Origin of the sequence: Klebsiella sp. EMBS2024 (genome assembly GCF_036233805.1) — a bacterium.
Taxonomy (GTDB): Bacteria; Pseudomonadota; Gammaproteobacteria; order Enterobacterales; family Enterobacteriaceae; genus Klebsiella; species Klebsiella pneumoniae.
Genome location: NZ_JAZARW010000001.1, coordinates 2,273,197 through 2,298,120, shown reverse-complemented (window position 1 = coordinate 2,298,120; position 24,924 = coordinate 2,273,197). Strand labels below are relative to the sequence as shown.

At 61.8% G+C, this 24,924-nt stretch carries 23 protein-coding genes; 16 read left to right on the top strand and 7 right to left on the bottom strand.

Annotation, left to right across the window (positions count from 1 at the left end; translation table 11 throughout):
* Window positions 1-83 precede the first annotated feature (83 nt).
* The 4 genes from VZP09_RS10560 to VZP09_RS10545 all read right to left on the bottom strand — a co-directional run bounded on the left by VZP09_RS10560 (window position 84) and on the right by VZP09_RS10545 (window position 4,060).
* A complete protein-coding gene (locus VZP09_RS10560) occupies window positions 84-476 on the bottom strand; it encodes a VOC family protein (RefSeq protein WP_002908370.1) in 393 nt (130 codons plus the stop codon).
* Between the two features lie 36 nt (window positions 477-512).
* A complete protein-coding gene (locus VZP09_RS10555; protein WP_023285249.1) occupies window positions 513-1,745 on the bottom strand; it encodes a multidrug efflux MFS transporter MdtM in 1,233 nt (410 codons plus the stop codon).
* 565 nt (window positions 1,746-2,310) lie between these two features.
* Complete coding sequence (locus tag VZP09_RS10550; protein ID WP_004175720.1) at window positions 2,311-2,745, bottom strand: VOC family protein; 435 nt, start codon at window positions 2,743-2,745, stop codon at window positions 2,311-2,313.
* Between the two features lie 115 nt (window positions 2,746-2,860).
* Window positions 2,861-4,060, bottom strand: a complete 1,200-nt coding sequence (locus VZP09_RS10545) for an MFS transporter (RefSeq protein WP_004148650.1) — start codon at window positions 4,058-4,060, stop codon at window positions 2,861-2,863.
* Window positions 4,061-4,355: 295 nt separating this feature from the next.
* On the opposite strand from VZP09_RS10545, the gene VZP09_RS10540 reads away from it, so the two are divergent.
* Window positions 4,356-5,513, top strand: a complete 1,158-nt coding sequence (locus VZP09_RS10540; protein WP_040089219.1) for a M20 aminoacylase family protein — start codon at window positions 4,356-4,358, stop codon at window positions 5,511-5,513.
* A 42-nt stretch (window positions 5,514-5,555) separates the two neighbouring features.
* On the opposite strand, the gene fdhF is transcribed toward VZP09_RS10540, so the two are convergent.
* Window positions 5,556-7,706, bottom strand: coding sequence for a formate dehydrogenase subunit alpha (gene fdhF, locus VZP09_RS10535; RefSeq protein WP_328795113.1), 2,151 nt, complete (start codon window positions 7,704-7,706; stop codon window positions 5,556-5,558).
* A 247-nt stretch (window positions 7,707-7,953) separates the two neighbouring features.
* Window positions 7,954-9,033 carry a malate/lactate/ureidoglycolate dehydrogenase gene (locus VZP09_RS10530; RefSeq protein ID WP_328795112.1) on the bottom strand — a complete coding sequence of 360 codons (1,080 nt, stop codon included), beginning with the start codon at window positions 9,031-9,033 and terminating at the stop codon, window positions 7,954-7,956.
* Between the two features lie 302 nt (window positions 9,034-9,335).
* Between VZP09_RS10530 and VZP09_RS10525 the strand changes: the two genes are divergently transcribed.
* The 3 genes from VZP09_RS10525 (at window position 9,336) to VZP09_RS10515 (ending at window position 13,330) form a co-directional block, all read left to right on the top strand.
* On the top strand, window positions 9,336-10,424 hold the full coding sequence (locus VZP09_RS10525; RefSeq protein WP_002908297.1) for an ABC transporter substrate-binding protein: 1,089 nt from the start codon (window positions 9,336-9,338) through the stop codon (window positions 10,422-10,424).
* Window positions 10,425-10,497: 73 nt separating this feature from the next.
* Window positions 10,498-12,267 (top strand): ABC transporter permease, encoded by a 1,770-nt coding sequence (locus tag VZP09_RS10520; RefSeq protein ID WP_328795111.1) that lies wholly within the window; start codon window positions 10,498-10,500, stop codon window positions 12,265-12,267.
* Window positions 12,260-13,330 carry an ABC transporter ATP-binding protein gene (locus tag VZP09_RS10515; protein ID WP_002908292.1) on the top strand — a complete coding sequence of 357 codons (1,071 nt, stop codon included), beginning with the start codon at window positions 12,260-12,262 and terminating at the stop codon, window positions 13,328-13,330. Before VZP09_RS10520 ends, VZP09_RS10515 begins: the two co-directional genes overlap by 8 nt.
* Before the next feature lie 7 nt (window positions 13,331-13,337).
* Here VZP09_RS10515 and VZP09_RS10510 read toward each other — a convergent pair whose 3' ends face one another.
* On the bottom strand, window positions 13,338-13,709 hold the full coding sequence (locus tag VZP09_RS10510; protein ID WP_002908289.1) for a VOC family protein: 372 nt from the start codon (window positions 13,707-13,709) through the stop codon (window positions 13,338-13,340).
* 501 nt (window positions 13,710-14,210) lie between these two features.
* On the opposite strand from VZP09_RS10510, the gene VZP09_RS10505 reads away from it, so the two are divergent.
* The 12 genes from VZP09_RS10505 (at window position 14,211) to ccmI (ending at window position 24,720) form a co-directional block, all read left to right on the top strand.
* A complete protein-coding gene (locus VZP09_RS10505) occupies window positions 14,211-14,966 on the top strand; it encodes a gluconate 2-dehydrogenase subunit 3 family protein (RefSeq protein WP_004175724.1) in 756 nt (251 codons plus the stop codon).
* 2 nt (window positions 14,967-14,968) lie between these two features.
* Window positions 14,969-16,753 (top strand): GMC family oxidoreductase, encoded by a 1,785-nt coding sequence (locus VZP09_RS10500; RefSeq protein WP_029883976.1) that lies wholly within the window; start codon window positions 14,969-14,971, stop codon window positions 16,751-16,753.
* 10 nt (window positions 16,754-16,763) lie between these two features.
* Window positions 16,764-18,104: a c-type cytochrome gene (locus VZP09_RS10495; RefSeq protein ID WP_072198173.1), complete on the top strand. Its 1,341-nt coding sequence runs from the start codon at window positions 16,764-16,766 to the stop codon at window positions 18,102-18,104.
* An 83-nt stretch (window positions 18,105-18,187) separates the two neighbouring features.
* A complete protein-coding gene (ccmA, locus tag VZP09_RS10490; RefSeq protein ID WP_004184335.1) occupies window positions 18,188-18,811 on the top strand; it encodes a cytochrome c biogenesis heme-transporting ATPase CcmA in 624 nt (207 codons plus the stop codon).
* Window positions 18,808-19,467 (top strand): heme exporter protein CcmB, encoded by a 660-nt coding sequence (gene ccmB / locus VZP09_RS10485; RefSeq protein WP_004891310.1) that lies wholly within the window; start codon window positions 18,808-18,810, stop codon window positions 19,465-19,467. The genes ccmA and ccmB overlap by 4 nt, the downstream gene beginning before the upstream one ends.
* Window positions 19,468-19,516: 49 nt before the next feature.
* On the top strand, window positions 19,517-20,254 hold the full coding sequence (locus VZP09_RS10480; RefSeq protein ID WP_004189553.1) for a heme ABC transporter permease: 738 nt from the start codon (window positions 19,517-19,519) through the stop codon (window positions 20,252-20,254).
* The gene (ccmD, locus tag VZP09_RS10475) at window positions 20,251-20,481 is read left to right on the top strand and encodes a heme exporter protein CcmD (protein WP_002908220.1); all 231 of its coding nucleotides are present in this window, start codon (window positions 20,251-20,253) and stop codon (window positions 20,479-20,481) included. Before VZP09_RS10480 ends, ccmD begins: the two co-directional genes overlap by 4 nt.
* Complete coding sequence (ccmE, locus tag VZP09_RS10470; RefSeq protein ID WP_004200190.1) at window positions 20,465-20,923, top strand: cytochrome c maturation protein CcmE; 459 nt, start codon at window positions 20,465-20,467, stop codon at window positions 20,921-20,923. The genes ccmD and ccmE overlap by 17 nt, the downstream gene beginning before the upstream one ends.
* Window positions 20,920-22,872: a heme lyase CcmF/NrfE family subunit gene (locus tag VZP09_RS10465; RefSeq protein WP_064153460.1), complete on the top strand. Its 1,953-nt coding sequence runs from the start codon at window positions 20,920-20,922 to the stop codon at window positions 22,870-22,872. Before ccmE ends, VZP09_RS10465 begins: the two co-directional genes overlap by 4 nt.
* Complete coding sequence (locus tag VZP09_RS10460) at window positions 22,869-23,423, top strand: DsbE family thiol:disulfide interchange protein (protein WP_048332856.1); 555 nt, start codon at window positions 22,869-22,871, stop codon at window positions 23,421-23,423. The genes VZP09_RS10465 and VZP09_RS10460 overlap by 4 nt, the downstream gene beginning before the upstream one ends.
* A gap of 11 nt (window positions 23,424-23,434) precedes the next feature.
* Complete coding sequence (locus VZP09_RS10455) at window positions 23,435-23,881, top strand: cytochrome c-type biogenesis protein (RefSeq protein ID WP_075204158.1); 447 nt, start codon at window positions 23,435-23,437, stop codon at window positions 23,879-23,881.
* Window positions 23,878-24,720 (top strand): c-type cytochrome biogenesis protein CcmI, encoded by an 843-nt coding sequence (ccmI, locus tag VZP09_RS10450; protein WP_009307659.1) that lies wholly within the window; start codon window positions 23,878-23,880, stop codon window positions 24,718-24,720. Before VZP09_RS10455 ends, ccmI begins: the two co-directional genes overlap by 4 nt.
* The last annotated feature ends 204 nt before the right edge of the window (window positions 24,721-24,924 follow it).

The following is a 24,924-nucleotide window of genomic DNA, read 5'->3' as shown; positions in this document are numbered from 1 at the left end:
ATTCCTCGGTGAATAAGGACGGCGAAGTTGGCCGTCCTGACTCCCTTATCTCCGCCTGCAAAAGCCACCTCCGCTGCAGCCATTCAATCTGCAGACGCATAGTAAACAAACGCCAGCTTATTGCCGTCGGGATCGCGGACGTAGGCGCTGTGAAAACCGTCGCCATACTGCGGCCGGTGACCGGGACCGCCTTCGTCACGTCCGCCGAGTTGCAGGGCGAGGGCATGCAGTTCCGCAATATGTGCGACGGAGCGGGCGTTAAGCGCCACCATCGTTCCATTACCCACCCCGGCAGGCTGTTGGTCAAAAGGAACGCCCACGCACAGCCCGCAGGTGTGATTGCCGTTGAAGGTGCCCCAGGACGCCCCCTGTTCGTTACGGCCGGCTTTAACGTGTCCCAGCAGCGCCATTAACGGGTCATAGAACTTGATGGCGCGTGGCAGATCGTTCGTTCCCAGCATAATGTATGAAAACATAGTGTTCTCCTGTTGCGGGTAAAAAGGCCTAAACCTTCAGGCTGGCTGAAGGAGATGTTGTTGACGGAGTTTTAACAAGCGCGAGACCAGCATGATGACGACGATTCCCGCTATCAGCGCCAGGCAGTGAAAGGCTATTCTGCCGCCAGCCTGGAAGTAAACCCAGCGCGCTACTTCCACCGAGGCCGCCATAAAACTGAGCGCCACAATGTTGATGGTGGCTGAAACCGTCCCTTTCGGCAGGGAGTGGGAAAAAAGCGCAAAACGGAATAATACGGGGAACAACAGGCCTGTTCCGAGGGCATAGAGACTTGTTCCTGAAACGGACCACCACCAGGTATGGGGCCATGCAATATTTCCCGCCAGTAATACCAACAACCCGGTCAGCTGTATCGGGATAGTGCGCCAGATAAAGCGGGGAGAGGTCGGATCCTTGATAAAACGGGCCACGATGATGCTGGCAATAATAACGCCGCCAAAGACAGGCACCTGGGTCCAGGCATAGGCGCCGCGCGACATCCCGCCGTCATCGATCAGGATCACCGGAGAGAGTGCTACCCAGGTGATTATCGGCAGGTTACTGAATGACAACGCCAGCGCGCCCGTGAGCACCACCGGCTGTTTAAAGGCGCGGACAAACTCGGAAAATACCTCTCCCGGACGAAACCCCCGGCCCTGAGAGGTGACCGTTTCTGGCATGTTAAAAATCAGTAACGCCCAGGCCAGCAAGCTCATGGCGCCGATGATCGCAAACAATAACTTCCAGTGCAGGAAATTCATCAGGCTAGCGCCCGCCAGGGGCCCGATTACCGGCGCCAGCAAAACGATGGATGTCAGCGCCGCCATAATGCGGATAGACTCTTTTTCATCAAAAGCCTCCTGGATGGAGACATAACCGACTGTCGAAATGAAGCAGATACTGGTTCCCTGGATAAAACGGGCGATAAGATATTGATCAATCGACGTGACAAAGATCATGCTGAAGCAGGCCAAAGCAAAGATGATGGCTCCGGTCAGTAGTACGGGGCGGCGACCAATGCGGTCGGAGAGCGGCCCCAGCAGCCACTGTAATGCCAGCCCCCCGGCTAAATAGAGGCTGACAGAGGCCGGGGCTAACGCAACATCAGCCTCAAATTCCCGGATGATGTGGATAATACCCGGCTGAATGAGATCGGTAGTCAGATAAGCAGAAAAATCATAGATAACCATCGCCAGCGGAAATAACAAGATTCTGCTAAAACGGATGTACGGTCCCAACGCTAATTTCATACGCGAAGACTCCCTGGTCGGTGACGGTTTCCCTGGTATCGGGGCCTGGTTGATGTGGATCCCTTGCGGCTGTCGTCACAGGCTGGCCGCGGAATGACAAACCGAAAGATAAAATTCGCCCGGCGACTGTCATTGGGTAAGGCAACGCAACGGCATGCAGAGGGAGTGATCGAGCATGGCAGAGGGATAACGCACCGGGTTAACTGGCTGGGGGTGACGTTTCTTATGCGAGGGAGTGGTCTCGCTGCCATCGCGTGGATGTGGAGCGTTTGTCCGCAGGGGACGAGAATGAATAAAGTCGCTTGCTCCTGAGGGGAAACATTCATACCGGGAAACCTGTGTCATCATCATGGGCAAAATAGGCGAACACTCGCCAGTGTCCGCATTCGATTTCAGCGCAGTGATAATCAGTCCGGCCAGTGATGGTCGGAAGTCTGATTATCAGATGATTAGGTTTTCCAGCATCGACGCCTCAGCTATGGGTATGAATTATTCATTAAGGAAATGATAACACCCACATTTGTTATGGGAATTGCGCAGGTAAGGAAATGTGACTTTCGCCCGCTTACTGCGTGAAGCTGATCGCAACAGACCCGGCGCTGCGCTCAGCCTTGCCATGGTACACCGCCTCAATATTATTCCCCTGCGGATCCAGCACAAAAGCGGCATAGTAACCAGGATGATAGTGTCGTTCGCCAGGCGCGCCGTTATCACGTCCGCCATGGGTCAGCGCCGCATGGTAAAAAGCGTCCACCATGTCACGATCTCTGGCCTGGAATGCCAGGTGGTGGCGCCCAGTCAGTTTCCCGGCAGCCTCCGGGCTGTGGCGTGAGGCCACCACCAGTTCGTCGGCCAGCAAGTATTCATTGGCGGTGGTGATAACCGGGATCTCCAGCGCCGACAGTACGGCGGTATAGAAGTTTTTGCTTGCCTCAAAGTCTTCGACAACCAGCAGAATATGATCGATCAATCTGCCACGATGTAAGGTATTACTTTCCATGGGATTTCCTCTCGGCTGNNNNCCGGCAATGGTTAACAGCAGTGAGCCAGCAAGAACAGGATACCCTCCGGTGAGGGCCATAAAAAAGGGCTGGTGCCAGGCCAGCCCGTGAGGACTACCGTGCGGACTCCGTCGCCTCGTCCATGTCATCTTCCTGCTCACTGGCAAGCAGGGTTTTCTCGTTTTTGCACAGACACTGAATCAACAGGAACAGCACGCCGCTGGCCACCAGGGTGACGATCAGGCCATCGTAACCAGTGATGCCGATCAGCATGCCGCTGACTACCGGCCCGGCAACGCTGCCGGCGGACCAGAAAAAGCCGAACAGGGCGTTAATCATAATCAGCTTCTGCCCATTGAAGGTTTTCCCCGCCCGCACCAGCGACAGGGTATAAAGTGCGCCCGCCGCGGCACCCAGCAGCAGACAAATGGCCATCAGCTGAATGCGCGAGCCGAGCATCAGCGGCAGGGCCAGCAGCGACAGGCTGAAAACCACCGCGCAGCTCAGATGCACGCGGCGAATCCCGACCCGGTCGGCCAGCCAGCCGAGCGGGGTCTGGAACATCGCATCTCCGGTAAGCACCACGGTGACCAGCAGCACCGCCAGCCCTTCATTCAGCCCTTTGTCCATGCCGTACAGCGGCAGCAGGGCGAGAATGCTGGCGTCAAAGAAGGCGAAGCAGAAGACCCCGGAGGCCAGTACCGGCAGAAAGGCGCCGAGGCTGCGCCAGCTGGCGCGCTCCCCGAGGCTTTCACGAGTGCCGGTGGGCAGATGGCGCAGCATCAGCAGGCAGACGGCGGTGACCGCGACAATCGCTATCAGCGCTGAGGTCTGCCAGGCTGGGCCGACGGAGATCAGCAGCGGCCCGGCCAGCTGGCAGCCGGTAAAGGCCGAGGCGTAGAGACCGGTGAGGGTAGCGCGCTGGCTGCCCGCCGCGCCGCCGGTGATCCAGCTTTCGCCGAGTACGATAATGACCCCGGAGGCCAGGCCGGTCAGCAGGCGCGGCAGCAAAAGCAGCGTCATATCGGTAGTCATGCATGAGGCGATGGTGGCCAGCGCCAGCAGGATCAGACTGCCGCTCAGCAGCACGCCCATTTCAACGCGCCGGCACAGCGCAGGAGAGAGGAAAGAGGAGATCATCATGCCGGCGGGCGGCAGGGCGGCCAGCAGGCCGACGTACAGCGGCGCGATCTGCTGCTGCGCCAGCTCAAGACTGATTAACGGCACCGTATAGCCGGTGATAAATCCCACAAGCGACGCGGCCATGATCATCGCCAGCGTGGGGGCAAGACGATTCTGGTCTGGGTTAAACATTTTATTTCCGATGACGGAGAGGTCAGTAGTGGATCCTTCGGCAAATTGCCGTCCTGAGTTGCATAATAATTAATCGCCTGGCCGTTGTCACCGTTGAAATCACTACCAAAAAAGGGCCGCAGGGCGGCAGGTGGGCTGTACGCCGCGCCGTCGCCGCATTTCGTGACGTTGTCAGCGTGGTAACGACAGGATATAACGGAGGGAGCGGCAGCGCCCCGACGCCGGTGAGCGACGGGGAAAAACGCGACGCATGACCGATTATTCAGCATTACGCTATGCAGGAAAGGAGTAATACATGGCCGTATCGCCGTCACTGATCGCCGAAGCCGTTGGCTGGCGACGTGAATTTCACGCCGCGCCTGAGCTCGGATATCAGGAGCAGGAGACCTCGCGCCGCGTTGCGGAGCTGCTGGCCTCGTTTGGGCTGCAGGTACACCGCGGGCTGGCCGGCACCGGCGTCGTGGCGACGCTGGAGAACGGCCCCGGGCCGGTCATCGGCCTGCGCGCCGATATGGACGCCCTGCCGATCACCGAGCTGGGGAGCGTCAGCTACCGTTCACGCCGCGCCGGGGTGATGCACGCCTGCGGCCACGATGGCCATACCGCGATGCTGCTGGCGGCCGCCGCCCATCTGGCGCAGACCCGCCATTTCAGCGGCACCGTCCACTTTGTCTTTCAGCCGGCGGAAGAGAACCTCGGCGGCGCGCGCAAAATGGTGGAGGAGGGGTTGTTTGAGCGCTTCCCGATGGACGCCATCTACGCGCTGCATAACTGGCCGGGGATCCCTCTTGGCGAAGTGGCGCTCAGCGATGGCGCGATGATGGCCTCGCTGGACGCCTTCGAGATCACCCTGCGCGGAAAGAGCTGTCATGCGGCGATGCCGGAGAGCGGGGCCGATCCGATCGTCGCGGCGGCGCAGCTGATAATGGCGCTGCAGACCATTCCTTCCCGCCGCTTGTCGCCGCAGGATTCCGCGGTGGTCAGCATCACCCAGATAAACGGCGGCGAGGCGATCAACGTCCTGCCGGACAACGTGGTGCTGCGCGGTACCTTCCGCTGTCTGAGCAATCGCGTTCGCGCCCGCGTGCGGGAGCTCATCGAAAGCTATGTGGCGACCCAGCCGCAGGTGTCCGATGTGCAGGGCGAGATTAGCTGGTTCCCGGGTTATCCGGTGACCAAAAACCATGCGCTGCAGGCGCAGCAGGTGCGCGAGGTGGCCGTCGCCACTCTCGGCGCGCAAGCGGTGCGCTGGAATCAGGCGCCGTCAATGGCCTCCGAAGATTTTGCCTGCATGCTGGAGGCCTGTCCGGGGGCCTATTTCTGGATAGGCACCGACGGCGAAACCCCGTCGAAGCCGCTGCATAACGCCAGCTATGACTTTAACGATGCGCTGATCGGCCCCGGCGTCGCCATGTGGGTGGGGCTGGTGGAGAAACAGCTGCCGGCGGCGTAACCCACCGGCAGCGGCAGAGGGAGCGCGCTGCGCTCCCTGAGGTCAGACGTCGGCAGCGGCTTTCAGTCGCGCTTTCATGTCGCTGTAGGCCGTCCAGGCATAGCGCTCCGCCCATTGCTGGTCGGCAATCGCTTCCACTTTCACCGCACAGTATTTGGTNTCCGGCGTTTTGGAGATCGGATCGAGGTTATCCTGGGTCAGCTCATTGCAGGCGCCCACCCACCACTGATAGGTCATATAGACCGCCCCCGGATTGATGCGATCGCTGAGGTCGGCGCGGGAGATCACCTTCCCGCGCCGGGAGCTGACCCACACCAGCTGTTTGTCGGCGATCCCCAGTCGTTGCGCATCCGCGGGATTCATCTGCACCCGTCCCGGCTCGTCGGCCAGCGACTGCAGCGCGGCGCAGTTGCCGGTCATCGAGCGGCAGGAATAATGCCCGACTTCCCGCACGGTGCAGAGCACCAGCGGCCACTCGTCATCCGGGCGCTCCGCCGGCGCGCGCCAGGCGGTGGCGAACAGCTGCCCTTTACCCGAGGGGGTGTCGAAGCGGTTGTCTTTATACAGCCATGGCGTACCGGGATGATCGAGGGTCGGGCACGGCCACTGGACATGGCCCATATCGCCCATTTTCTCCCAGGTCACGCCGTAGAACAGCGGGCAGAGCTCGCGCATCTCGTCCCAGATTTGCTGGTTGTTCTCATAGTGCATCGGATAGCCCAATTCGCTGGCCAGCAGGCTAATGATCTCCCAGTCGCGCTTCACATTTCCCGCCGGAGGGATCGCCTGTTCAAACCGCTGGAACCCGCGGTCGGCGCAGGTGAAGACGCCGCCGTGCTCGCCCCAGGAGGTGGCCGGCAGCAGGACATCGGCCATTTCCGCTGTTTTGGTCATGAAGATGTCCTGCACGACCACGAAGTCCAGCGCCTCGATGCCTTTGCGCACCAGGCCGAGGTCGGCTTCGGTCTGCAGCGGATCTTCGCCCATGATATAATAGGCTTTGATCTCGCCGGTCAGCGCTTTATGCGGCACCTCGGTGATGCGGGTGCCGACCTGGTCGTCCATCAGCGCCGGGTCGATGCCCCAGGCGGCAGCGAATTTCGCCCGCACGGCGGGGTCGGTGACCTCCTGATAGCCGGGGAACAGGTTCGGCAGCACGCCCATATCGCAGGCGCCCTGTACGTTGTTTTGCCCGCGGACCGGCCCCACGCCGACGTTGGGTCGTCCCAGGTTGCCGGTGAGCAGCGCCAGGCTTGCCAGGCCGCGCACCACGTCCACCGCCTGGCCAAACTGGGTGACCCCCATGCCCCACATAATGGTGGCGGATGGGGCGGCGGCGAACATGCGCATCGCCTCCCGGATTTCCCGCGCGCTGACCCCGACAATCCCTTCCACCGCTTCCGGGGCGTAATCCTTCACCGCCTCGCGGTAAGCATCCAGCCCTTCGGTATAGCGTTCGACATAGGTTTTGTTGTACAGCTCCTCCTCCAGCAGCACATAGCCGAAGGCATTTACCAGCGCCATGTTGCTGCCGTTGTTGAGCTGCAGATGACGATCGGCAATGCGCGCGGTTTCAATGCGCCGCGGATCGCAGACGATGATTTTGGCGCCGTTGTCCCGGGCCTTGATTACCCGGCGGGCGACGATGGGATGGGAGTCGGCGCAGTTGTAGCCAAAGACCAGCAGGCACTTCGAGTTTTCGATGTCGCTAATCGAGTTGCTCATCGCCCCGTTGCCCAGCGCCTGCTGTAGCCCGGCGACGGAGGGGCCGTGGCAGACGCGGGCGCAGCAGTCGACGTTATTGGTGTTCAGCACCGCGCGGGCGAACTTTTGCATCACATAGTTGGTTTCGTTGCCGGTGCCGCGCGAGGAGCCGGTGGTCATGATGGCGCGCGGGCCATGCTTCTCTTTGATCTCCCTGAGCTTGCTGGCGGTATAGCGAATCGCCTCCTGCCAGCTGACCGGCGTGAAGGCGCCGCCTTTCTGGTAGCGGATCATCGGTTGTTTAAGACGGGGCGTCAGGAGCTGCGTATCGTTAAGAAAATCCCAGCCGTAGTAGCCTTTCAGGCACAGCTGGTTCTGGTTGGTGACGCCGTCGGCGGCCTCCGCGCGAATGATTTTATTGTTGTCGACAACCAGTTTAAGTTTGCAACCCGCCCCGCAGTAGGGGCACACGCTCGTGATTTTTTTCATCAGTAACAGACCTGTTAACAGTGAACTGAGGATCGCTGTCGCGCCGGGCCCGACGGGCAACGATCGCGGTATCGCCTGGTGGTGATGCAGACGCAGGCCTGTTGCGCTATGCAGGTCTTGTGCCAGAATTTAAACCCTTGATCTGTATTGAAAAATGAAAAGAGATTGATGACGGGAGCATGACCTCGTCACTAATGACGATGACGCAGAGCGCCGACGTCAGACGCTCTGCGGGAGTAAAACGCGGCTAGGCGAGAGGGCGGCAGCGGTCGAAGTGCGATTCGCTCAGGCCGACGTCGCGCGCGGCGGCGCAGATAGCCTGCCAGCTGCCGGCATCCAGCGGGATCCCCTGCGCCAGCCGCGCTTCGCGGTTGGCGGCCTCCCATTCGCCGGGCGCCAGCACCGGGGCATCGGCATCGTGCGGCGACTGCTTACACCATGCGATAAAGGCCTCCGTCTGTGCCTGGCTGTCCGGGGCATCGAACGCGTCCGGGCGCAGGATCACCGTAGTCATGCAGTTAAAGATGGCGTCGACGCTGGTCTGCAGGCTCTCCTGATGGGTGGTTTGCCCGCCGGAGAGCGCGCCGCCGAGCACTTCGCACAGCGTCGCCAGGGCATAGCCTTTGTGCTGGGCGAAGGTGAGCAGGGCGCCCAGCGGCGAGGTCTGCATCACCGCCGGGTCGGTAGNGGGTCGACCCTCGGCGTCAATCAGGCAGCCGGGGGCCACGGCTTCGCCTTTATGCCAGGCGACGCGGGTTTTACCAAAGGCGATGGCGCTGGTGGCGTAGTCCAGCAGCAGCGGCGGATGGCCCGCGCGGGGAAACACCACGCACAGCGGGTTGGTGCCGAAGCGGCTGTCCTTCCCGCGGAACGGGGCGACCATCGGGTCGCCGATGACGCTGACGAAGTGAATGGAGATCAGCCCGGCGGCGGCGCACTGTTCGGCCCAGTAGCCGATGCGACCGACGTGATGCGCATTGCGCAGGGCGATAGCCGCCATACCATGCTGCTTCGCCTTTTCAATGCCTAACTGCATCGCTTCGTGGGCGACCACCTGGCCGAAGCCGGCGTTGNCGTCGAGGGTGACCACGGCGCCGGCGTCTTTGGTCACCGTGGCGTGGCGGTTGAGCTGCAGAAAACCACCGGCGTGGGATTTGACGTAGCTGGGGATCATCCCGACGCCGTGGGAGTCATGCCCGGCAAGATTGGCGGCGATCAGATGGTCCGCGACGAGGGTGGCTTCCCCTGGGGTACTGCCGAGATGGGTAAACAGTGAGACGACAAACTGATGCAGATCCGTCGCCAGAAAGCGGTGTCCTGTAGGCACTGATTCTCTCCTGTAGTCTGTTGTTATTTTGTTATGTTTGCCGTTTTATGCTGCGCCGCCCGGCGCAGAAGGTCAAGGGCGGCGTCTCCCGGCGACATGCCGCTGCGCCAGCGCCTGCGCATACGACAGACGATAAAAAACCGGGCCGGGATCGCGTTTTAATTAACGCCATAAACACCACATTTTTAAATTCTGCCAGTGTCACAAAAGCCAGAAAAAAGCCATCCCCGTCGTTGCAAGGGGAGCTGATACCACTATATGTTAAATTTGTGTTTATTAATTGATGATTAAAGGTTGGTATCATGTATAAGAAAATAAGTGGTTTAGTGGTTTCACTGACGGCCGTTTTCGCCTGTGCCGCCTGGGCGGAGGTGCCTGCGGGCTATCCCGCGGATTATCAAAAAACGATTGATGCCGCCGTAAAAGAGGGCAAGGTGGTGATCTATTCCACGACCGATACCAAAGCGGCCGGGCCGTTAATTAAGGGATTTGAAGCGCAATACCCGGGCGTCAAAGTCGAATATAACGACATGAACAGTACTGAGCTGTATAACCGCTATATCAGCGAACAGGCCGCCGGGGGCGGCAGCGGGGATGTGGTGTGGAGCTCATCGATGGATACCGCGCTGAAATTAGCCACCGAATACGCCGAACAATATGCCTCGCCGGAGGTGAAGCAATTACCCGACTGGGCGGTCTGGCAGCAAAAAGCCTATGGCACTACCTATGAGCCGGTGGTGTTTATCTATAACAAACGGCTGATCCCGCAGAATGAGGTTCCGGATTCGCATACCGCGCTGGCAAAACTTATCGCCAGCCAGGCCGATAAATTTAAAGGCAAAGTCACCACCTACGATATCGAAAAATCGGGCCTCGGCTTTATGCTGGCGGTACAGGACAGCCAGGCCGACGCGAACTATTTTGCCGACCTGGCGAATATCGCCAAAGGCGGCCTGACGGTGCAGTCTTCCACCGGCACAATGATGGAGCGCGTCTCCTCCGGCGAAAACCTGATCGGCTATAACATTCTTGGCTCTTATGCCGAAGCGCGGGCGAAAAACGATCCCTCTTTAGGTATTGCCTATCCGAAAGATTACGTGCTGGTGCTCTCCCGCGTCTCGTTTATTAGCCAGGAGAGCGAACATCCCAATGCGGCAAAATTGTGGCTCGACTATGTCTTGTCGGAAAAAGGCCAGCAGATCCTCGCCAGCCAGGCGGATATTCCCTCAATTCGTCGCGATATTGCAGGTAAAAATGATATCGATGGTATGACCGCGCTGTTGGGCAAAGCGTTAAAACCGATCCCGGTCAACGAAACGCTGCTCGATTATTTACAGCCGCAAAAACGTCTGCAGTTTATTAAACAATGGCGCAGCGCCGCCGCGAAATAATCCTCCCCTGGGGCATCGCCGATGCCCCTATTCACACCCGGCGGGTTTATTCACCTGACCGAAGGGATGAACCATGAACGTATTACGCAGAAAGTGGCAGGGGCTGCCGCGCGGCGTGGTGGTGTGCATCACGGCGCTGGTGATTTATGTCCCGCTGTTATTTATTGTGGTGCAGAGTTTTCTCTCGGCACCGTTCTTTTCCCGCTCCAAATCGTGGAGTCTGGAAGCCTTCGCCTTTATTTTTACCGACCCGGATTTTTATCTGGCATTAAGGTCAGGTTTTATTCTGGCCTTTGGCCTGGTGATTATCGCCATTCCGCTGGGCGGTATTTTGGCGTTTCTGATGGTGCGCACCGATTTACCCGGCCGGCGGATCATTGAGCCGCTGATCCTGGTGCCGATCTTCGTCTCGCCGATGGTGCTGGGCTTTGGCTACGTGGTGGCCGCCGGGCCGGTAGGCTTCTTTTCCCAGTGGGCGCAGCAGCTGATCGGCTTTGTGCCGTGGGATATCTACTCGATGTTCAGCATTGTGGTCATCGCCGGCTTAACTCACGTTCCGCATGCCTATCTCTATATCTCTTCGGCGCTGCGCAGCGTCGGCTCCGACGTGGAAGAGGCGGCGCGCACCGTCGGCGCTACCCCGCTGCAGGTGATGACCTCGGTGAGTCTGCCGATGGTGCGGCCATCCATTCTTTACGCCTGCGTGTTGCTCTTTTTCCTCGGTCTGGAAGTCTTCGGTCTGATGCTGGTGCTGGGCGACCCCGAGGGCAACATGGTGCTGGCGACCTATCTCTACAAGCTGACTAACAAGCTCGGCACCCCCTCCTACCATCTGATGGCGGCGGTGGCGGTGGTGCTGATCTGCATCACCATCCCGCTGGTGATGCTCCAGCGGCGGCTGATGCGCACCGCCAACCGCTTTGTCACCATGAAGGGCAAGGCGTCCCAGGCGCGGGCGCTGCCGCTGGGCAAATGGCGCTGGGTGGCCGGGGCGGTGGTGGTGGCCTGGCTGACGGTGACCATCGGCGTACCGCTGCTCGGCGTGGCGCTGCGCGCTTTTATCTCCAACTGGGGCGTCGGCGTGTCGCTGTGGGATGAGCTGTCGCTGGCGACGTTCCACAATATCTGGCAGCAGCCCAACCTGCTGCGGGCGATCGTCAACTCGATGGCTATCGGCATCGTCGGCGGCGCGCTGGCGGTGATCTGCTATCTGTTTGTCGGCATCGCCATGCACCGCAAAGCGGACAACGTCACCCGCTTTCTCGACTACAGCGTGCTGGTCCCGCGCGCGGTACCGGGGCTGCTGGCCGGCCTGGCCTTCCTGTGGGTATTCCTGTTTGTACCGATGTGGCTCGATCAGTCGCTGAAGCACGGCTGGCTCTCGGCGCTGCCGGTGGCCGACTGGCTGCGGGAGCACCTTATCGTGCAGCTGCGCGCCCTGCGCAACACCATCTTCAGCGTCTGGCTGGCCTACACCGTGGTGTGGATGGCCTACGGCCTGCGGCTCATCTCCTCGACGCTGCTGCAGGTGGGCCCGGAGCTGGAGGAGGCGGCGCGTAGCACCGGCGCCTCGCGGGGGCAGATCACCCGCCACGTGACCGTTCCGCTGTCGCGCTATGGGCTGATTGGCTCCTGGCTGCTGATGTTCCTGATCTTTGAGCGCGAGTATTCCACCGGCGTCTATCTGCTGTCGCCGGGTACCGAAACCATCGGCTCGATGCTGGTGTCGCTGTGGGCGGCGGGGGCCATCGATATCGTCGCGGCGCTCTCCTTTATCAATATTCTGCTGGTGGTGATTGGCCTGGGTATCGCCCTGCGCTTTGGAGTGAAATTACATGATTGAGTTATCGGTAGAAAATCTGCATCTCACCTATGGCGATAACCCGGTGTTGAAGGGGGTGTCCATGACGCTCGGCCGGGGGGAGGTAGTATCGCTGCTGGGGCCTTCGGGAAGCGGCAAAACCACGCTGCTGCGGGCGGTGGCCGGGCTGGAAAAACCGACGAGCGGACGGATCGCCATCGGCAACCGCACGGTGTACGACGGCACGCCGCGCAGCGAGATCCCGGCCGAAGAGCGTAACCTGGGCCTGGTCTTTCAGTCCTATGCCCTGTGGCCGCACAAAACGGTGTTCGACAATGTGGCCTATCCGTTGAAGCTGCGTAAAGTCGCCGCCGGGGAGATAAAAGAGCGGGTGCAGCGTGTGCTGGATCAGCTGGGGCTGGGGCACCTTGGCAACCGCCATCCGCACCAGCTCTCCGGTGGCCAGCAGCAGCGGGTGGCCATCGGCCGGGCGCTGGTTTACAACCCGCCGGTGATCCTGCTGGATGAACCGCTCTCCAACCTTGACGCCAAGCTGCGCGAAGAGGCGCGGGTGTTTCTGCGCGAGCTGATCATTAAGCTGGGCCTGTCGGCGCTGATGGTCACCCACGATCAGAATGAAGCAATGGCCATCTCCGATCGTATTCTGCTGCTGAACAATGGCGTCATTGAGCAGCAGGGGACGCCGCAGGAGATGTACGGCAGCCCGGCGACGCTGTTCGCCGCTGAGTTTATGGGCAGCAATAACCGCCTGCACGGCAAAGTGATGGCGCTGGAGAACGGCAGGGCGCGGATCGAAGGCGCCAGCTGGAGCCTGTGGGGGCGAGCGGGCGAGGGGGTTAGCGTTGGCGAACCGGCGACGGCGGTGATCCGCGTCGAGCGCCTGCGACTTGACGGCGCCGCGCAGGATAATAGCCTCCAGCTACCGCTGCTGACCAGCATGTACCTCGGCGACCGCTGGGAGTACCTGTTCCGTACCGAAGGCGACGACTTTCCGCTGCGCGCCTACGGAACGGCGCTGCGCGATGCCGAACACTGCCATCTGACGCTCCCGGCGGAGGATGTGTGGATTTTTCCGCAGCGGTAGCCGCCCGTTACCCCGCCAGATGGCACACGGCTTCAATATTGTGTCCGTCTGGCGCAATCACAAACGCGGCGTAGTAACTGGCGTGGTAGTTTGGCCGTAGCCCCGGCGCGCCGTTGTCCTTTCCTCCGGCGGCCAGCGCCGCCTGCCAGAAGGCATCGACCTGCTCGCGGCTGTCGGCGCGAAAGGCAATGTGCAGCGGCGCCGGTTTTTCCGCACTTTGATAGAGGCATAGAGAAGCATCGCCGCTGCCGGCCAACTCTGCGCCGTAGCTCGGTTCGCCTTCGCCAACCAGCGTTACGCCAAGCGGGGCCAGGGCCTGCAAAAAGAACGCTTTGCTGGCGGCATAGTCGCTAACGCCGAATTTCACATGATCGAACATATCTTCTCTTCTCCTGTGGACGGGATATCGCCAGCTGAACGCGCTAGCCGGACAATAGATGCAAGATAGTTAACAACGGTTATTAACTTTTTTAACAGCTCAAAATGTTTAATTATTCCTAATACGAGTATTTACAGACGTTTAATCTGCCATGTACCATAAACAAAAAATAACATTTGTGATACAAGTCACTCTTTTTGGGCGCATGGGTAAGCTCAGCGCGGTGTGAATGCCGCTGGTTTACCGCCTCAAGGTTATGGCAGCACTCTTCTCACGATGACAGACCGGTGAATTTCTCTCCGATTTCCCGCGTTTCGTTGAGAATCGTCTACTATCCAAACGATAACCCTATAAATGATATCGCCTCTGGCGATGTTTTATCCGACTTGCCGGGCCGGGCCAGACGCTAAGCGGTTTAAAAGCGCAATGGTATCGGTTCCAGCACGACATTCACTGGTTTTGTCAGCGACAAAAACAGTAATTTTCAATGACAGGAATGTGATGATGTCGAGCGAGAAAACCAACAATTCCAGGCGTGATTTCCTGGTGAAATCGATGGCGCTGATCCCGACGGTGGTGATCGGCGGCGCGGGAGCAGGGGCTATTGGCGTGGCCACCAGCGCGACCGCGCAGGCGGCCCCCGCTTCAGAGCCAGCCTCCGGGAACACCGCGGCGGCCAGCGACTGGAAGCCGCAGTTCTTCAACGATCGTGAGTGGGCGTTTATCAACGCCGCCGTCGCTCGCTTAATCCCGGCGGATGAACTCGGTCCCGGCGCCAAAGAGGCCGGCGTGCCGGAGTTTATCGACCGCCAGCTCAATACCCCTTACGCCACCGGCTCCATCTGGTATATGCAGGGGCCCTTCAATCCCGACGTGCCGAAAGAGATGGGTTATCAGCTACCGCTGGTGCCCAAACAGATCTATAACCTCGGGATCGCCGACGCCGAGGCGTGGTGTCAGGACAAATATCATAAAACCTTCGCTGAACTGAGCAGCGAGCAGCAGGACGAGGCGCTCGGCCTGTGGGAATCGGGTAAAGCCGAGTTCAAACAGCTGCCGGCCTCGCTGTTCTTCACCTATCTGCTGCAAAACACCCGCGAAGGGTTCTTCAGCGACCCGATCCATGGCGGCAATAAAGGCATGGTCGGCTGGACGCTGATTAATTTTCCCGGCGCGCGCGCCGACTTTATGGACTGGGTTGAACGGGGCGAACGCTACCCCTTCCCGCCGGTATCAATTAATGGGGAGAGGGCGTAATCATGGCCACCGTATTGAAAAAAACCGATGTCGCGATCGTCGGCTTCGGCTGGGTTGGGGCGATCATGGCCAAAGAGCTGACCGAAGCGGGGCTCAACGTCGTCGCGCTGGAGCGCGGCCCGATGCGCGACACCTGGCCGGACGGCGCCTATCCGCAGGTGATTGATGAGCTGACCTACAACATCCGCCGCAAGCTGTTCCAGGATCTGTCGAAAAGCACCGTCACCATCCGGCATAACACCAGCCAGCAGGCGGTGCCCTATCGCCAGCTGGCGGCCTTCCTGCCGGGTACCGGCGTGGGCGGCGCCGGGCTGCACTGGTCCGGCGTCCATTTCCGCGTCGATCCCATTGAGCTGCGGATGCGCAGCCACTATGAAGAACGCTACGGCAAAAACTTCATCCCCCAGGATATGATCATCCAGGATTTCGGCGTCACCTACGACGAGCTGGAACCGTTCTTCGATAAAGCGGAAAAAGTATTCGGTACCTCCGGGACCGCCTGGTCGATCAAAGGCAAGGTCGTCGGCAAAGGCCGCGGCGGCAACGCCTTCGCCCCGGACCGCTCGGACGACTTCCCGCTGCCGGCGCAGAAAAACACCTGGTCGGCGCAGCTGTTTGAAAAAGCGGCGCTGGAAGTGGGGTATCACCCCTATAACCTGCCGTCGGCCAACACCTCCGACTCCTATACCAACCCCTACGGCGCGCAGATGGGCCCGTGCAACTTCTGCGGTTTCTGCAGCGGCTACGCCTGCTACATGTACTCTAAAGCCTCGCCGAACGTGAACATTCTGCCGGCGCTGCGCCAGGAAAAACGCTTTGAGCTGCGGACTAACGCCAACGTGCTGAAGGTCAACCTGACCGACGACAAATCCCGCGCCACCGGCGTGACCTACGTCGACGGCCAGGGGCGCGAAATGGAACAGCCGGCGGACCTGGTGATTATCGGCGCCTTCCAGTTCCACAACGTGCACCTGATGCTGCTCTCCGGGATCGGCAAACCGTACAATCCGGAGACCGGCGAAGGGGTGGTAGGGCGTAACTTCGCCTACCAGAACATGACCACCATCAAGGCCATTTTCGACAAAGACACCTATACCAATCCGTTTATCGGCGCGGGCGGCAACGGCGTCGGCGTCGACGACTTCAACGCCGACAACTTCGACCACGGCGCGGCGGGCTTTGTCGGCGGTTCGCCGTTCTGGGTCAACCAGGCCGGGACCAAGCCCATCTCCGGTTTCCCGGTACCGCCGGGCACCCCGGCGTGGGGCAGCAAGTGGAAAGCGGCGGTGGCCGACACCTACACCCATCACCTGTCGATGGATGCCCACGGCGCGCACCAGTCCTATCGGCAGAACTACCTCGATCTTGATCCGAACTACAAAAACGTCTTTGGCCAGCCGCTGCTGCGCATGACCTTCGACTGGCAGGAAAACGACATCAAGATGGCGCAGTTTATGTTCGATAAGATGGTGCCGATCGCCAAAGCGATGAAGCCGAAATATATCCTCGGCAGCCCAAAAAACGCCAACAGCCACTTTGATACCACCACCTACCAGACCACCCATATGAACGGTGGGGCGGTGATGGGGGAAGATCCGAAAACCAGCGCCGTTAACCGTTATCTGCAAAGCTGGGACGTGCATAACGTCTTCGTCATCGGCGCCTCCGCGTTCCCGCAGGGGCTGGGCTACAACCCAACCGGCACGGTGGCCGCGCTGGCCTACTGGTCAGCGAAGGCGATCCGTGAGCAGTATCTGAAAAATCCGGGTCCCCTGGTGCAGGCATAAAGGAAGGCAGATGATGAAAATGCAATGGTTATCGGCCCTGGTGCTTGGGGCATTGAGCTGCGCGGCCTTCGCCGAAGAGGCGCCTGCGGACAGCAATCTGATTAAGCAGGGGGAGTATCTGGCGCGGGCGGGGGACTGTGTCGCCTGCCACACCAACGGCAAAGCAGGGAAACCTTTCGCCGGCGGTTTGCCGATGGAGACGCCGATCGGCACCATCTACTCCACCAATATCACGCCGGATAAAGAACACGGCATCGGCGGGTACACCTTCGAAGAGTTCGACGACGCGGTGCGCAAGGGCGTGCGGAAAGACGGTTCCACGCTCTATCCGGCGATGCCGTATCCCTCGTTCGCGCGGATCAGCGAAGCGGACATGCGCGCCATGTACGCCTACTTTATGCACGGCGTGGAGCCGGTGAATGTCGCCAACAAGGACACCGACATCCCATGGCCGCTGTCGATGCGCTGGCCGCTGGCGTTCTGGCGCGGCATCTTCGCCCCGACGCCGAGCGACTTTGTCGCCAACCCGCAGGTTGACCCGGTGCTGGAGCGCGGCCGCTATCTGGTGGAAGGCCTGGGCCACTGCGGCGCCTGTCATACCCCGCGTAGCCTGACGATGCAGGAAAAAGCGCTCAGCGAAAGCGAAGGCGATGATTACCTGGCGGGCAGCAATGCGCCGATTGACGGCTGGGTTGCCTCCAGCCTGCGCGGCGAAAACCGCGACGGTCTGGGGACCTGGAGCGAAGCCGAGCTGGCCGAGTTCCTCAAAACCGGACGTAACGATAAATCGGTGGTCTTCGGCGGCATGAGCGATGTGGTAGAGCACAGTCTGCAGTATCTCTCTGATGACGACATCACCGCCATCGCCCGCTATCTGAAGTCGCTCCCGCCGCGCGGCGGCAAACAGACCCCAGCCCCGGTGGAAGACAGCGTGGCGAAAGATCTGTGGAAGGGTAACGACAGCAAAACCGGCGCCGCGCTGTACGTCGATAACTGCGCCGCCTGCCACCGCACCGACGGCGTAGGCTATAAACGCGCCTTCCCGTCGCTGAAGGGCAATCCGGTGGTACAGACCGAAGATGCCACTTCGCTTATCCATATCGTTCTGACCGGGAGCACCACGCCGGCGGTGAAAGACGCGGTCTCCAACCTGACCATGCCGTCGTTCGGCTGGCGTCTGGACGACCAGCAGGTGGCGGATGTGGTCAACTTCATCCGCACCAGCTGGGGCAACAACGCGCCGGCGGTCAGCGCCAGCGATGTGGCGAAGGTGCGTACGGAGACTGCGGCGCATGATGAGAAGGCGTTAGGCAACGCCGATATCTCGAAGCTGCCGGGGGCCGGACAGTAACCGTCAGGGTTGCGTCGCCCGCGCGGCGCAACCCATACTTAGCGACGACGTAAAATACTGTCTGAATCAAGGAGTTTGCCTTCATGCTGCATGCAGAGCGACTGACCTGCATCGTTGACGATCGACCGCTGTTTGCGGCGCTGACGCTGTCCCTCGCTGCCGGCGAGCTGCTGCAGATCGCCGGTGATAACGGCGCGGGGAAAACCTCGCTGCTGCGGATCCTCTGCGGCCTGGCGCGCCCGGAAAGCGGGGTGGTGAGCTGGCAGGGCCAGCCGCTGGCGAAGGTCCGGGAGTCATTTCACCGTCAGCTGCTGTGGCTGGGCCATAAACCCGGCGTTAACGCGGCGCTGACCGCCGATGAAAACCTGCGTTTCTTCTTTCCGGCCAGCCGCCTTCAGCAGCGGGAAAGCGCCCTCGCCGCCGTCGGCCTGGCGGGCTATGAAGACCTCCCCTTGAGCCAGCTCTCCGCCGGGCAGCAGCGTCGGGTGGCGCTCACCCGCCTGTGGTTAACCGACGCGCCGCTGTGGATCCTCGATGAGCCGTTCACCGCCCTCGACGCCACGGCGATGGAAACCCTGACCCGTCGCCTGGAGCAGCACGCCCGGCAGGGGGGATGCGCCATCCTCACCACCCACCAGCCGCTGCGGCCGCTGGGCTGTCCGTTGCGCACCCTGCGCCTCGGCGGCGAGGCTGGAGGCGGGCAATGATGCGTGCGCTGTTGGCCCGGGAACTGCGCCTGGCGTGGCGCAGCGGGGCGGAGATCCTCAATCCGCTCTGGTTCTTTCTGATCGTCATCACCCTGTTTCCGTTCGGCGTCGGCGCCGCGCCGCAGCTGCTGGCGCAGATTGCGCCGGGCGTGGTGTGGGTCGCCGCGCTGCTGGCGGCGCTGCTGGTGATGGATCGGTTGTTTCGCGACGACTGGCAGGACGGTTCCCTGGAGCAACTGATGCTCCTGCCGACGCCGCTGGTGGCGGTGGTGCTGGTGAAGGTGGTTGCCCACTGGATGATGAGCGGCCTGCCGCTGCTGATCGTCTCGCCGCTGGCGGCGCTGCTGCTGGGGATGAGTCTGCATGACGCCGGTGTGCTGGCGCTGACCTTGCTGCTCGGCACCCCGACGCTCAGTTTTCTCGGCGCGGTGGGGGTTGGCCTGACGGTCGGCCTGAAGCGCGGCGGCGTCCTGCTGAGCCTGCTGGTGCTGCCGCTGGCGGTGCCGCTGCTGATTTTCGCCACCGCGGCCTGCCAGGCGGCGGCCGCCGGACTCCCGGTCAGCGGCTATCTGGCGATGCTGGCGGCGTTCTTAACCGCCAGCGCCACCCTGTGTCCGTTCGCCACCGCCGCTGCGCTGCGGCTGACCGTGCGATAACTCGCTGCGCCTGCGGGCGCGGCCATCATAACCGTGTGAGTAAGCGTCTATGTGGAAAGCGTTACATCAACTGGCGATCCCCGAGCGGCTGTACCGCCTGTGCGGATGCTGGATCCCCTGGCTGGCGGCGTTGAGCGCGCTGTTGCTGGTCATCGGCCTGGGGTGGGGCTTTGGCTTCGCCCCCGCGGACTATCAGCAGGGGGAAAGCTACCGGATCATGTACCTTCACGTTCCGACGGCGATGTGGTCGATGGGGCTGTACCTGGCGATGGCCGTCGCGGCCTTCGTCGGGGTGGTCTGGCAGATCAAAATGGCCGATCTGGCGATCGCCGCCCTGGCGCCGGTGGGGGCGGTCTGCACCCTGGTGGCGCTGGTCAGCGGCGCGGCATGGGGCAAGCCGATGTGGGGGACCTGGTGGATCTGGGACGCCCGCCTGACCTCAGAGCTGGTGCTGCTGTTTCTGTATGCCGGGGTCATCGCCCTGTGGCACGCCTTTGACGACCGGCGGCTGGCCGGGCGCGCGGCGGGGATCCTTGTGCTGGTCGGGGTGGTCAATCTGCCCATCATTCATTACTCGGTCTACTGGTGGAACACCCTGCACCAGGGCTCGACCAACCTGCAGCAAACCATCGACCCAAGCATGCGTCTGCCGCTGCGGATCTGCATCTTTGCCTTCCTCACGCTGTCGGTCACCCTGACCCTGATGCGCCTGCGTAACCTGATCCTGCAACTGGAGCGCCGTCGACCGTGGGTGGTGGCGCTGGTGAATAAAGGAGCCGCCCGATGAGCCCCGCCTTTTCGTCTTTCGCCGCCTTCCTGAATATGGGCGGCTATGCCGTGTACGTCTGGCTGGCGGTGGCCGTGGCCGTCGCCGCCTTTGGCCTGCTGACGGTGCATACCCTGTGGGCGCGGCGGGCGCTGTTCCATGAGGTGCGACGCCAGCAGGCGCGCGAGCGGCGGATCGCTGCCGCCCGCGAACATGACAAGGAGGCCGCGGATGCAAGCGCGTCGTAAAACCCGGCTATATATCGTGCTGGCGGTGCTCGCCGGCCTCGGGCTAACCGTCAGCCTGACGCTGTACGCCCTGAGTAGCAATATCGATCTGTTCTACACCCCGGGGGAAATTATCTATGGCAAAACGGAAACCCGGGCGCTGCCCCATACCGGGCAGCACCTGCGGGTGGGAGGCTACGTTCAGCCGGGCTCCCTGCAGCGCGACCCGCAAACCCTCGACGTGCGCTTTAAGCTGTATGACGCCCGCGGGGTGGTGGACGTCAGCTATAAGGGCATTTTGCCGGACCTGTTTCGTGAAGGGCAGGGCGTGGTGGCCCAGGGCGTGCTGGACGGCGAGCGGCATATTACCGCCCAGCAGGTGCTGGCCAAACATGATGAAAATTACACGCCGCCGGAGGTGAAAAACGCCATGACGCCGGAGAAAACGGGGGCGCAGCCATGATGCCGGAGCTGGGCAACTTTTTATTGTGTCTGGCGGCGGGGCTGGCGCTGCTCCTGAGCGTTTATCCCCTGTGGGGCGCGGCGCGGCAGGATCGGCGGCTGATGGCCCTGGCGCGGCCGCTGGCCTGTGGGCTATTCGCCTGTATCGGCGGCGCCTTCCTGCTGCTGGTGCACGCCTTTGTGGTCAATGACTTTACCGTCCGCTACGTGGCGGAAAACTCCAACAGCGCGCTGCCGGTGTGGTATCGGGTGGCGGCAACCTGGGGGGCGCACGAGGGCTCACTGCTGCTGTGGGTTCTGCTGCTCAGCGTCTGGACCTTCGCCGTCACCATCTTCAGCCGCCGTATGCCGCTCGACGCCGTCGCCCGGGTGCTGGCGGTGATGGGGATGATCGCCTTTGGTTTCCTGCTGTTTATCCTCTTCACCTCCAATCCGTTCAGCCGCGGCCTGCCGCAGTACCCCATTGATGGCCGCGACCTCAATCCGCTGCTGCAGGATATCGGCATGATTTTCCATCCGCCGATCCTCTATATGGGTTACGTCGGCTTCTCGGTGGCCTTTGCCTTCGCCATCGCCTCGCTGCTGGCGGGCCGGCTGGATACTGCCTGGGCGCGCTGGTCGCGTCCCTGGACCCAGGCGGCATGGATGTTCCTCACTCTCGGCATCGTGCTGGGCTCGGCGTGGGCATACTACGAACTGGGCTGGGGCGGCTGGTGGTTCTGGGACCCGGTGGAAAACGCCTCGTTTATGCCGTGGCTGGTGGGAACCGCGCTGCTGCACTCCCTGGCGGTGACCGAAAAGCGGGGCAGCTTCCGCGCCTGGACGGTGCTGCTGGCCATCGCCGCCTTCTCCCTGTGCCTGCTGGGCACCTTCCTGGTGCGCTCCGGGGTGCTGGTTTCGGTGCATGCCTTCGCCTCGGATCCGTCGCGCGGGCTGTTTATTCTGGTACTGCTGATTGTCGCCATCGGCGGATCGCTGCTGCTGTACGCCCTGAAGGGCGGCCGGGTGCGGGCGCGGGTGGAACATACGCTGTGGTCGCGCGAGTCGTTCCTGCTTGGCAACAATATCTTGCTGATGGCCGCGATGCTGGTGGTGCTCCTCGGAACGCTGCTGCCGCTGGTGCATAAAGAGCTGGGCCTCGGCAGCATCTCCATCGGCGAGCCGTTCTTCAATACCATGTTCACCGCCCTGATGGCGCCGTTTGCGCTGCTGCTGGGGCTGGGACCGCTGATCCGCTGGCGGCGCGATGACGTCGCCAGGCAGATTAAGCGCCTGATTATCGCTCTGCTGGCGACGTTGTCACTTTCTCTGGCGCTGCCGTGGCTGCTGCAGGACCGTATTACCGCCATGGCGGTCATAGGCCTGATGATGGCCCTGTGGGTGCTGATCTTCGCCCTGATGGAGGTTCACGAACGGGCCACCCATCGCCACGGCTTCTGGCGCGGCCTGCGCACTCTGACCCGCAGCCAGTGGGGGATGGTGCTCGGCCACGTTGGCGTGGCGGTGACCGTTATCGGCATCACCTTCAGCCAGAACTACAGCGTGGAGCGCGATGTACGGATGCGCCCCGGCGACAGCATCGATATCCACCGCTATCACTTTGTGTTTAACGGCGTGCGCAATATCGTCGGCCCCAACTGGACCGGTGGCGAAGGCATTATCGCCGTGACCCGCAACGGCCGCCCGGAAGCGACGCTGTATGCTGAGAAGCGCTTTTACACCGCCAGCCGGATGATGATGACCGAGGCGGCGATCAGCGGCGGGCTGACCCGCGATCTGTACGCCGCGCTGGGGGAAGAGCTGAGCGACGGCAGCTGGGCGGTGCGTCTGTACTATAAACCGTTCGTTCGCTGGATCTGGTACGGCGGGGTGCTGATGGCCCTCGGCGGTCTGTGCTGCATGCTCGATCCGCGCTACCGGATGCGTAAGAAGCTGCAGGAGGCCTCATGAACCGGAAGCTATTGTTTATCCCGCTGGTGCTGTTTCTGGCGCTGGCCGCCGCGCTGTTCTGGCAGCTGATGCGCAACGCCGATGGCGATGACCCGACGACCCTCGAGTCGGCGCTGATTGGCAAACCGCTGCCGGAATTTCGCCTTGAAGCGCTGAATACCCCCGGTCAGACGCTGGACCGACGGACGCTGATTGACGGCAAGCCGCTGCTGCTCAACGTCTGGGCCACCTGGTGTCCAACCTGTCGCGCCGAGCATCAGTTTCTCAACGGCCTGGCGCAGCAGGGCGTGCGGGTGGTGGGGATGAACTACAAAGACGATCGCCAGAAGGCGATGAGCTGGCTGCAGCGCCTGGGTAATCCCTACAGGCTGAGCCTCTACGACGGCAACGGCTTGCTTGGCCTGGATCTCGGGGTCTATGGCGCGCCGGAGACGTTTCTCATCGACGGTCAGGGCATTATCCGCTGGCGGCACGCCGGCGACCTGAACGAACGGGTGTGGCGCGAGGAGCTCCAGCCGCTGTGGAATCAATACAACCGGGGGGCGGGCTGATGAGAGGGGTAATTGGCATCCTGCTGGCGCTGATGCTGACCGGCCAGACGTGGGCCGCCATCGATACCTGGCAGTTTAAGGATGAGGCCCAGGAGCAGGCCTTCCGCGAGATCACCTCCCAACTGCGCTGCCCTAAATGCCAGAACAACAGCATCGCCGACTCAAACGCGATGATTGCCGCTGATATGCGGCAGAAGGTGTACGAGCTGATGCAGCAGGGGAAAACGAAAGGGCAGATCGTTGACTATATGGTGGCCCGCTATGGTCATTTTGTCAGCTACGAGCCGCCGCTGACCGTGGGCACGGTGCTGCTGTGGCTGGGGCCGGGGTTGTTCGTGCTGGCGGGCGCGGGAGTGATTATCGCCCGCGCGCGCCGTCGCGACATTCCTGACGCGGCGCTCAGCGTCGAAGAGCGCCAGCGGCTGGCGGCATTATTGCAAGAAGGAAAAGAACGATGAGCCTGTTGGTAGTTATCGCCGGGCTGTTGCTGGCTGGCGCGCTGGGGCTGCTGTACTTCCCGTGGTCGGGCAAAGGGGCGGTAGACCGCGATGCCCTCAACCGCGCCCTGTACCAGTCGCGCCTGCAGGAGCTGGCGCAGGAGCGCGGCGAGGACAACCCGGCGCTGGTCGTCGAACTGCAGCGCACCCTGCTGACGGATATTCCGCCCCAGGCACAGCCTGGCGAACGGCCGCTACGCCGCTGGGCGCTGCTTCCGGGCGCGCTGCTGCTGGTGGTCCTGAGTCTGGGCCTGTATCTGAAAACCAGCGATATTGGTCAGGTGCTGCTCTGGCAGCAGGCTGAACGACATTTTCCTGCGCTGTTGCAGCAGGTTAAGGACCCGACGGCGGCGCCGCTGCGAATGGATGAGCTGGCGGAGCTGCGGCTTGGCCTGCGCAGTCACCTGCAGGATACCCCGAACGACCTCGCCGGCTGGCAGCTGCTTGGGCGGCTGGGCCTGTTGTTAAACGATGGCGAGACGGCGATCGGCGCCTTTGGCCGGGCGCATGCTCTGGCGGCGGACGACCCGGCGGCGGCTTTCGATTACGCCAGCGCGCTGGTGCGGGCGGGAGATAGCGGCCAGGTTCGGATGGGCGAGCTGCTGCTGCGTGACCTGCATCAGCGGCAGCCGAACAGCCTGCCGGTGCTGGAGATGCTGGCCCTGAGCGCGGTGCGTAATGAAGATTACCCCGAGGCCGTGGCGGCCCTGCAGGCGTTGCTGGCCCGGCTACCGGAAGGGGATGCGCGGCGCGAGGCGATCGTTCGCCAGCTGGCACAGGCGCAACAGCAGGCGCAGTGACTGTCCGGCGGCGCTGAACGTGGGGTCTGCCGCGAGGGCGGTACGGTCAGCCCTGGTTTTGTAGGCCGGGTAAGGCGCAGCCGCCACCCGGCACAAAATCGGCTCCGTGCCCGCTGTCCTTGCCCGGCGGCGCTACGCTTGCGCGGGCCTACGAAGGGCGCGAATAGAGCGCCAAATCGCGGGTAGCCTTTGTAGGCCGGGTAA

Coding starts and splice junctions, on each gene's coding strand:
- VZP09_RS10510 (WP_002908289.1), bottom strand. CDS start 13,709: ATGTTCGATCATGTGAAATTCGGCGTTAGCGACTATGCCGCCAGCAAA.
- VZP09_RS10525 (WP_002908297.1), top strand. CDS start 9,336: ATGTATAAGAAAATAAGTGGTTTAGTGGTTTCACTGACGGCCGTTTTC.
- ccmI (WP_009307659.1), top strand. CDS start 23,878: ATGAGCCTGTTGGTAGTTATCGCCGGGCTGTTGCTGGCTGGCGCGCTG.
- VZP09_RS10500 (WP_029883976.1), top strand. CDS start 14,969: ATGGCCACCGTATTGAAAAAAACCGATGTCGCGATCGTCGGCTTCGGC.
- ccmE (WP_004200190.1), top strand. CDS start 20,465: ATGCAAGCGCGTCGTAAAACCCGGCTATATATCGTGCTGGCGGTGCTC.
- ccmA (WP_004184335.1), top strand. CDS start 18,188: ATGCTGCATGCAGAGCGACTGACCTGCATCGTTGACGATCGACCGCTG.
- VZP09_RS10505 (WP_004175724.1), top strand. CDS start 14,211: ATGATGTCGAGCGAGAAAACCAACAATTCCAGGCGTGATTTCCTGGTG.
- VZP09_RS10550 (WP_004175720.1), bottom strand. CDS start 2,745: ATGGAAAGTAATACCTTACATCGTGGCAGATTGATCGATCATATTCTG.
- VZP09_RS10520 (WP_328795111.1), top strand. CDS start 10,498: ATGAACGTATTACGCAGAAAGTGGCAGGGGCTGCCGCGCGGCGTGGTG.
- VZP09_RS10460 (WP_048332856.1), top strand. CDS start 22,869: ATGAACCGGAAGCTATTGTTTATCCCGCTGGTGCTGTTTCTGGCGCTG.
- VZP09_RS10480 (WP_004189553.1), top strand. CDS start 19,517: ATGTGGAAAGCGTTACATCAACTGGCGATCCCCGAGCGGCTGTACCGC.
- VZP09_RS10540 (WP_040089219.1), top strand. CDS start 4,356: ATGGCCGTATCGCCGTCACTGATCGCCGAAGCCGTTGGCTGGCGACGT.
- VZP09_RS10545 (WP_004148650.1), bottom strand. CDS start 4,060: ATGTTTAACCCAGACCAGAATCGTCTTGCCCCCACGCTGGCGATGATC.
- VZP09_RS10465 (WP_064153460.1), top strand. CDS start 20,920: ATGATGCCGGAGCTGGGCAACTTTTTATTGTGTCTGGCGGCGGGGCTG.
- VZP09_RS10515 (WP_002908292.1), top strand. CDS start 12,260: ATGATTGAGTTATCGGTAGAAAATCTGCATCTCACCTATGGCGATAAC.
- VZP09_RS10560 (WP_002908370.1), bottom strand. CDS start 476: ATGTTTTCATACATTATGCTGGGAACGAACGATCTGCCACGCGCCATC.
- ccmD (WP_002908220.1), top strand. CDS start 20,251: ATGAGCCCCGCCTTTTCGTCTTTCGCCGCCTTCCTGAATATGGGCGGC.
- ccmB (WP_004891310.1), top strand. CDS start 18,808: ATGATGCGTGCGCTGTTGGCCCGGGAACTGCGCCTGGCGTGGCGCAGC.
- VZP09_RS10495 (WP_072198173.1), top strand. CDS start 16,764: ATGATGAAAATGCAATGGTTATCGGCCCTGGTGCTTGGGGCATTGAGC.
- VZP09_RS10555 (WP_023285249.1), bottom strand. CDS start 1,745: ATGAAATTAGCGTTGGGACCGTACATCCGTTTTAGCAGAATCTTGTTA.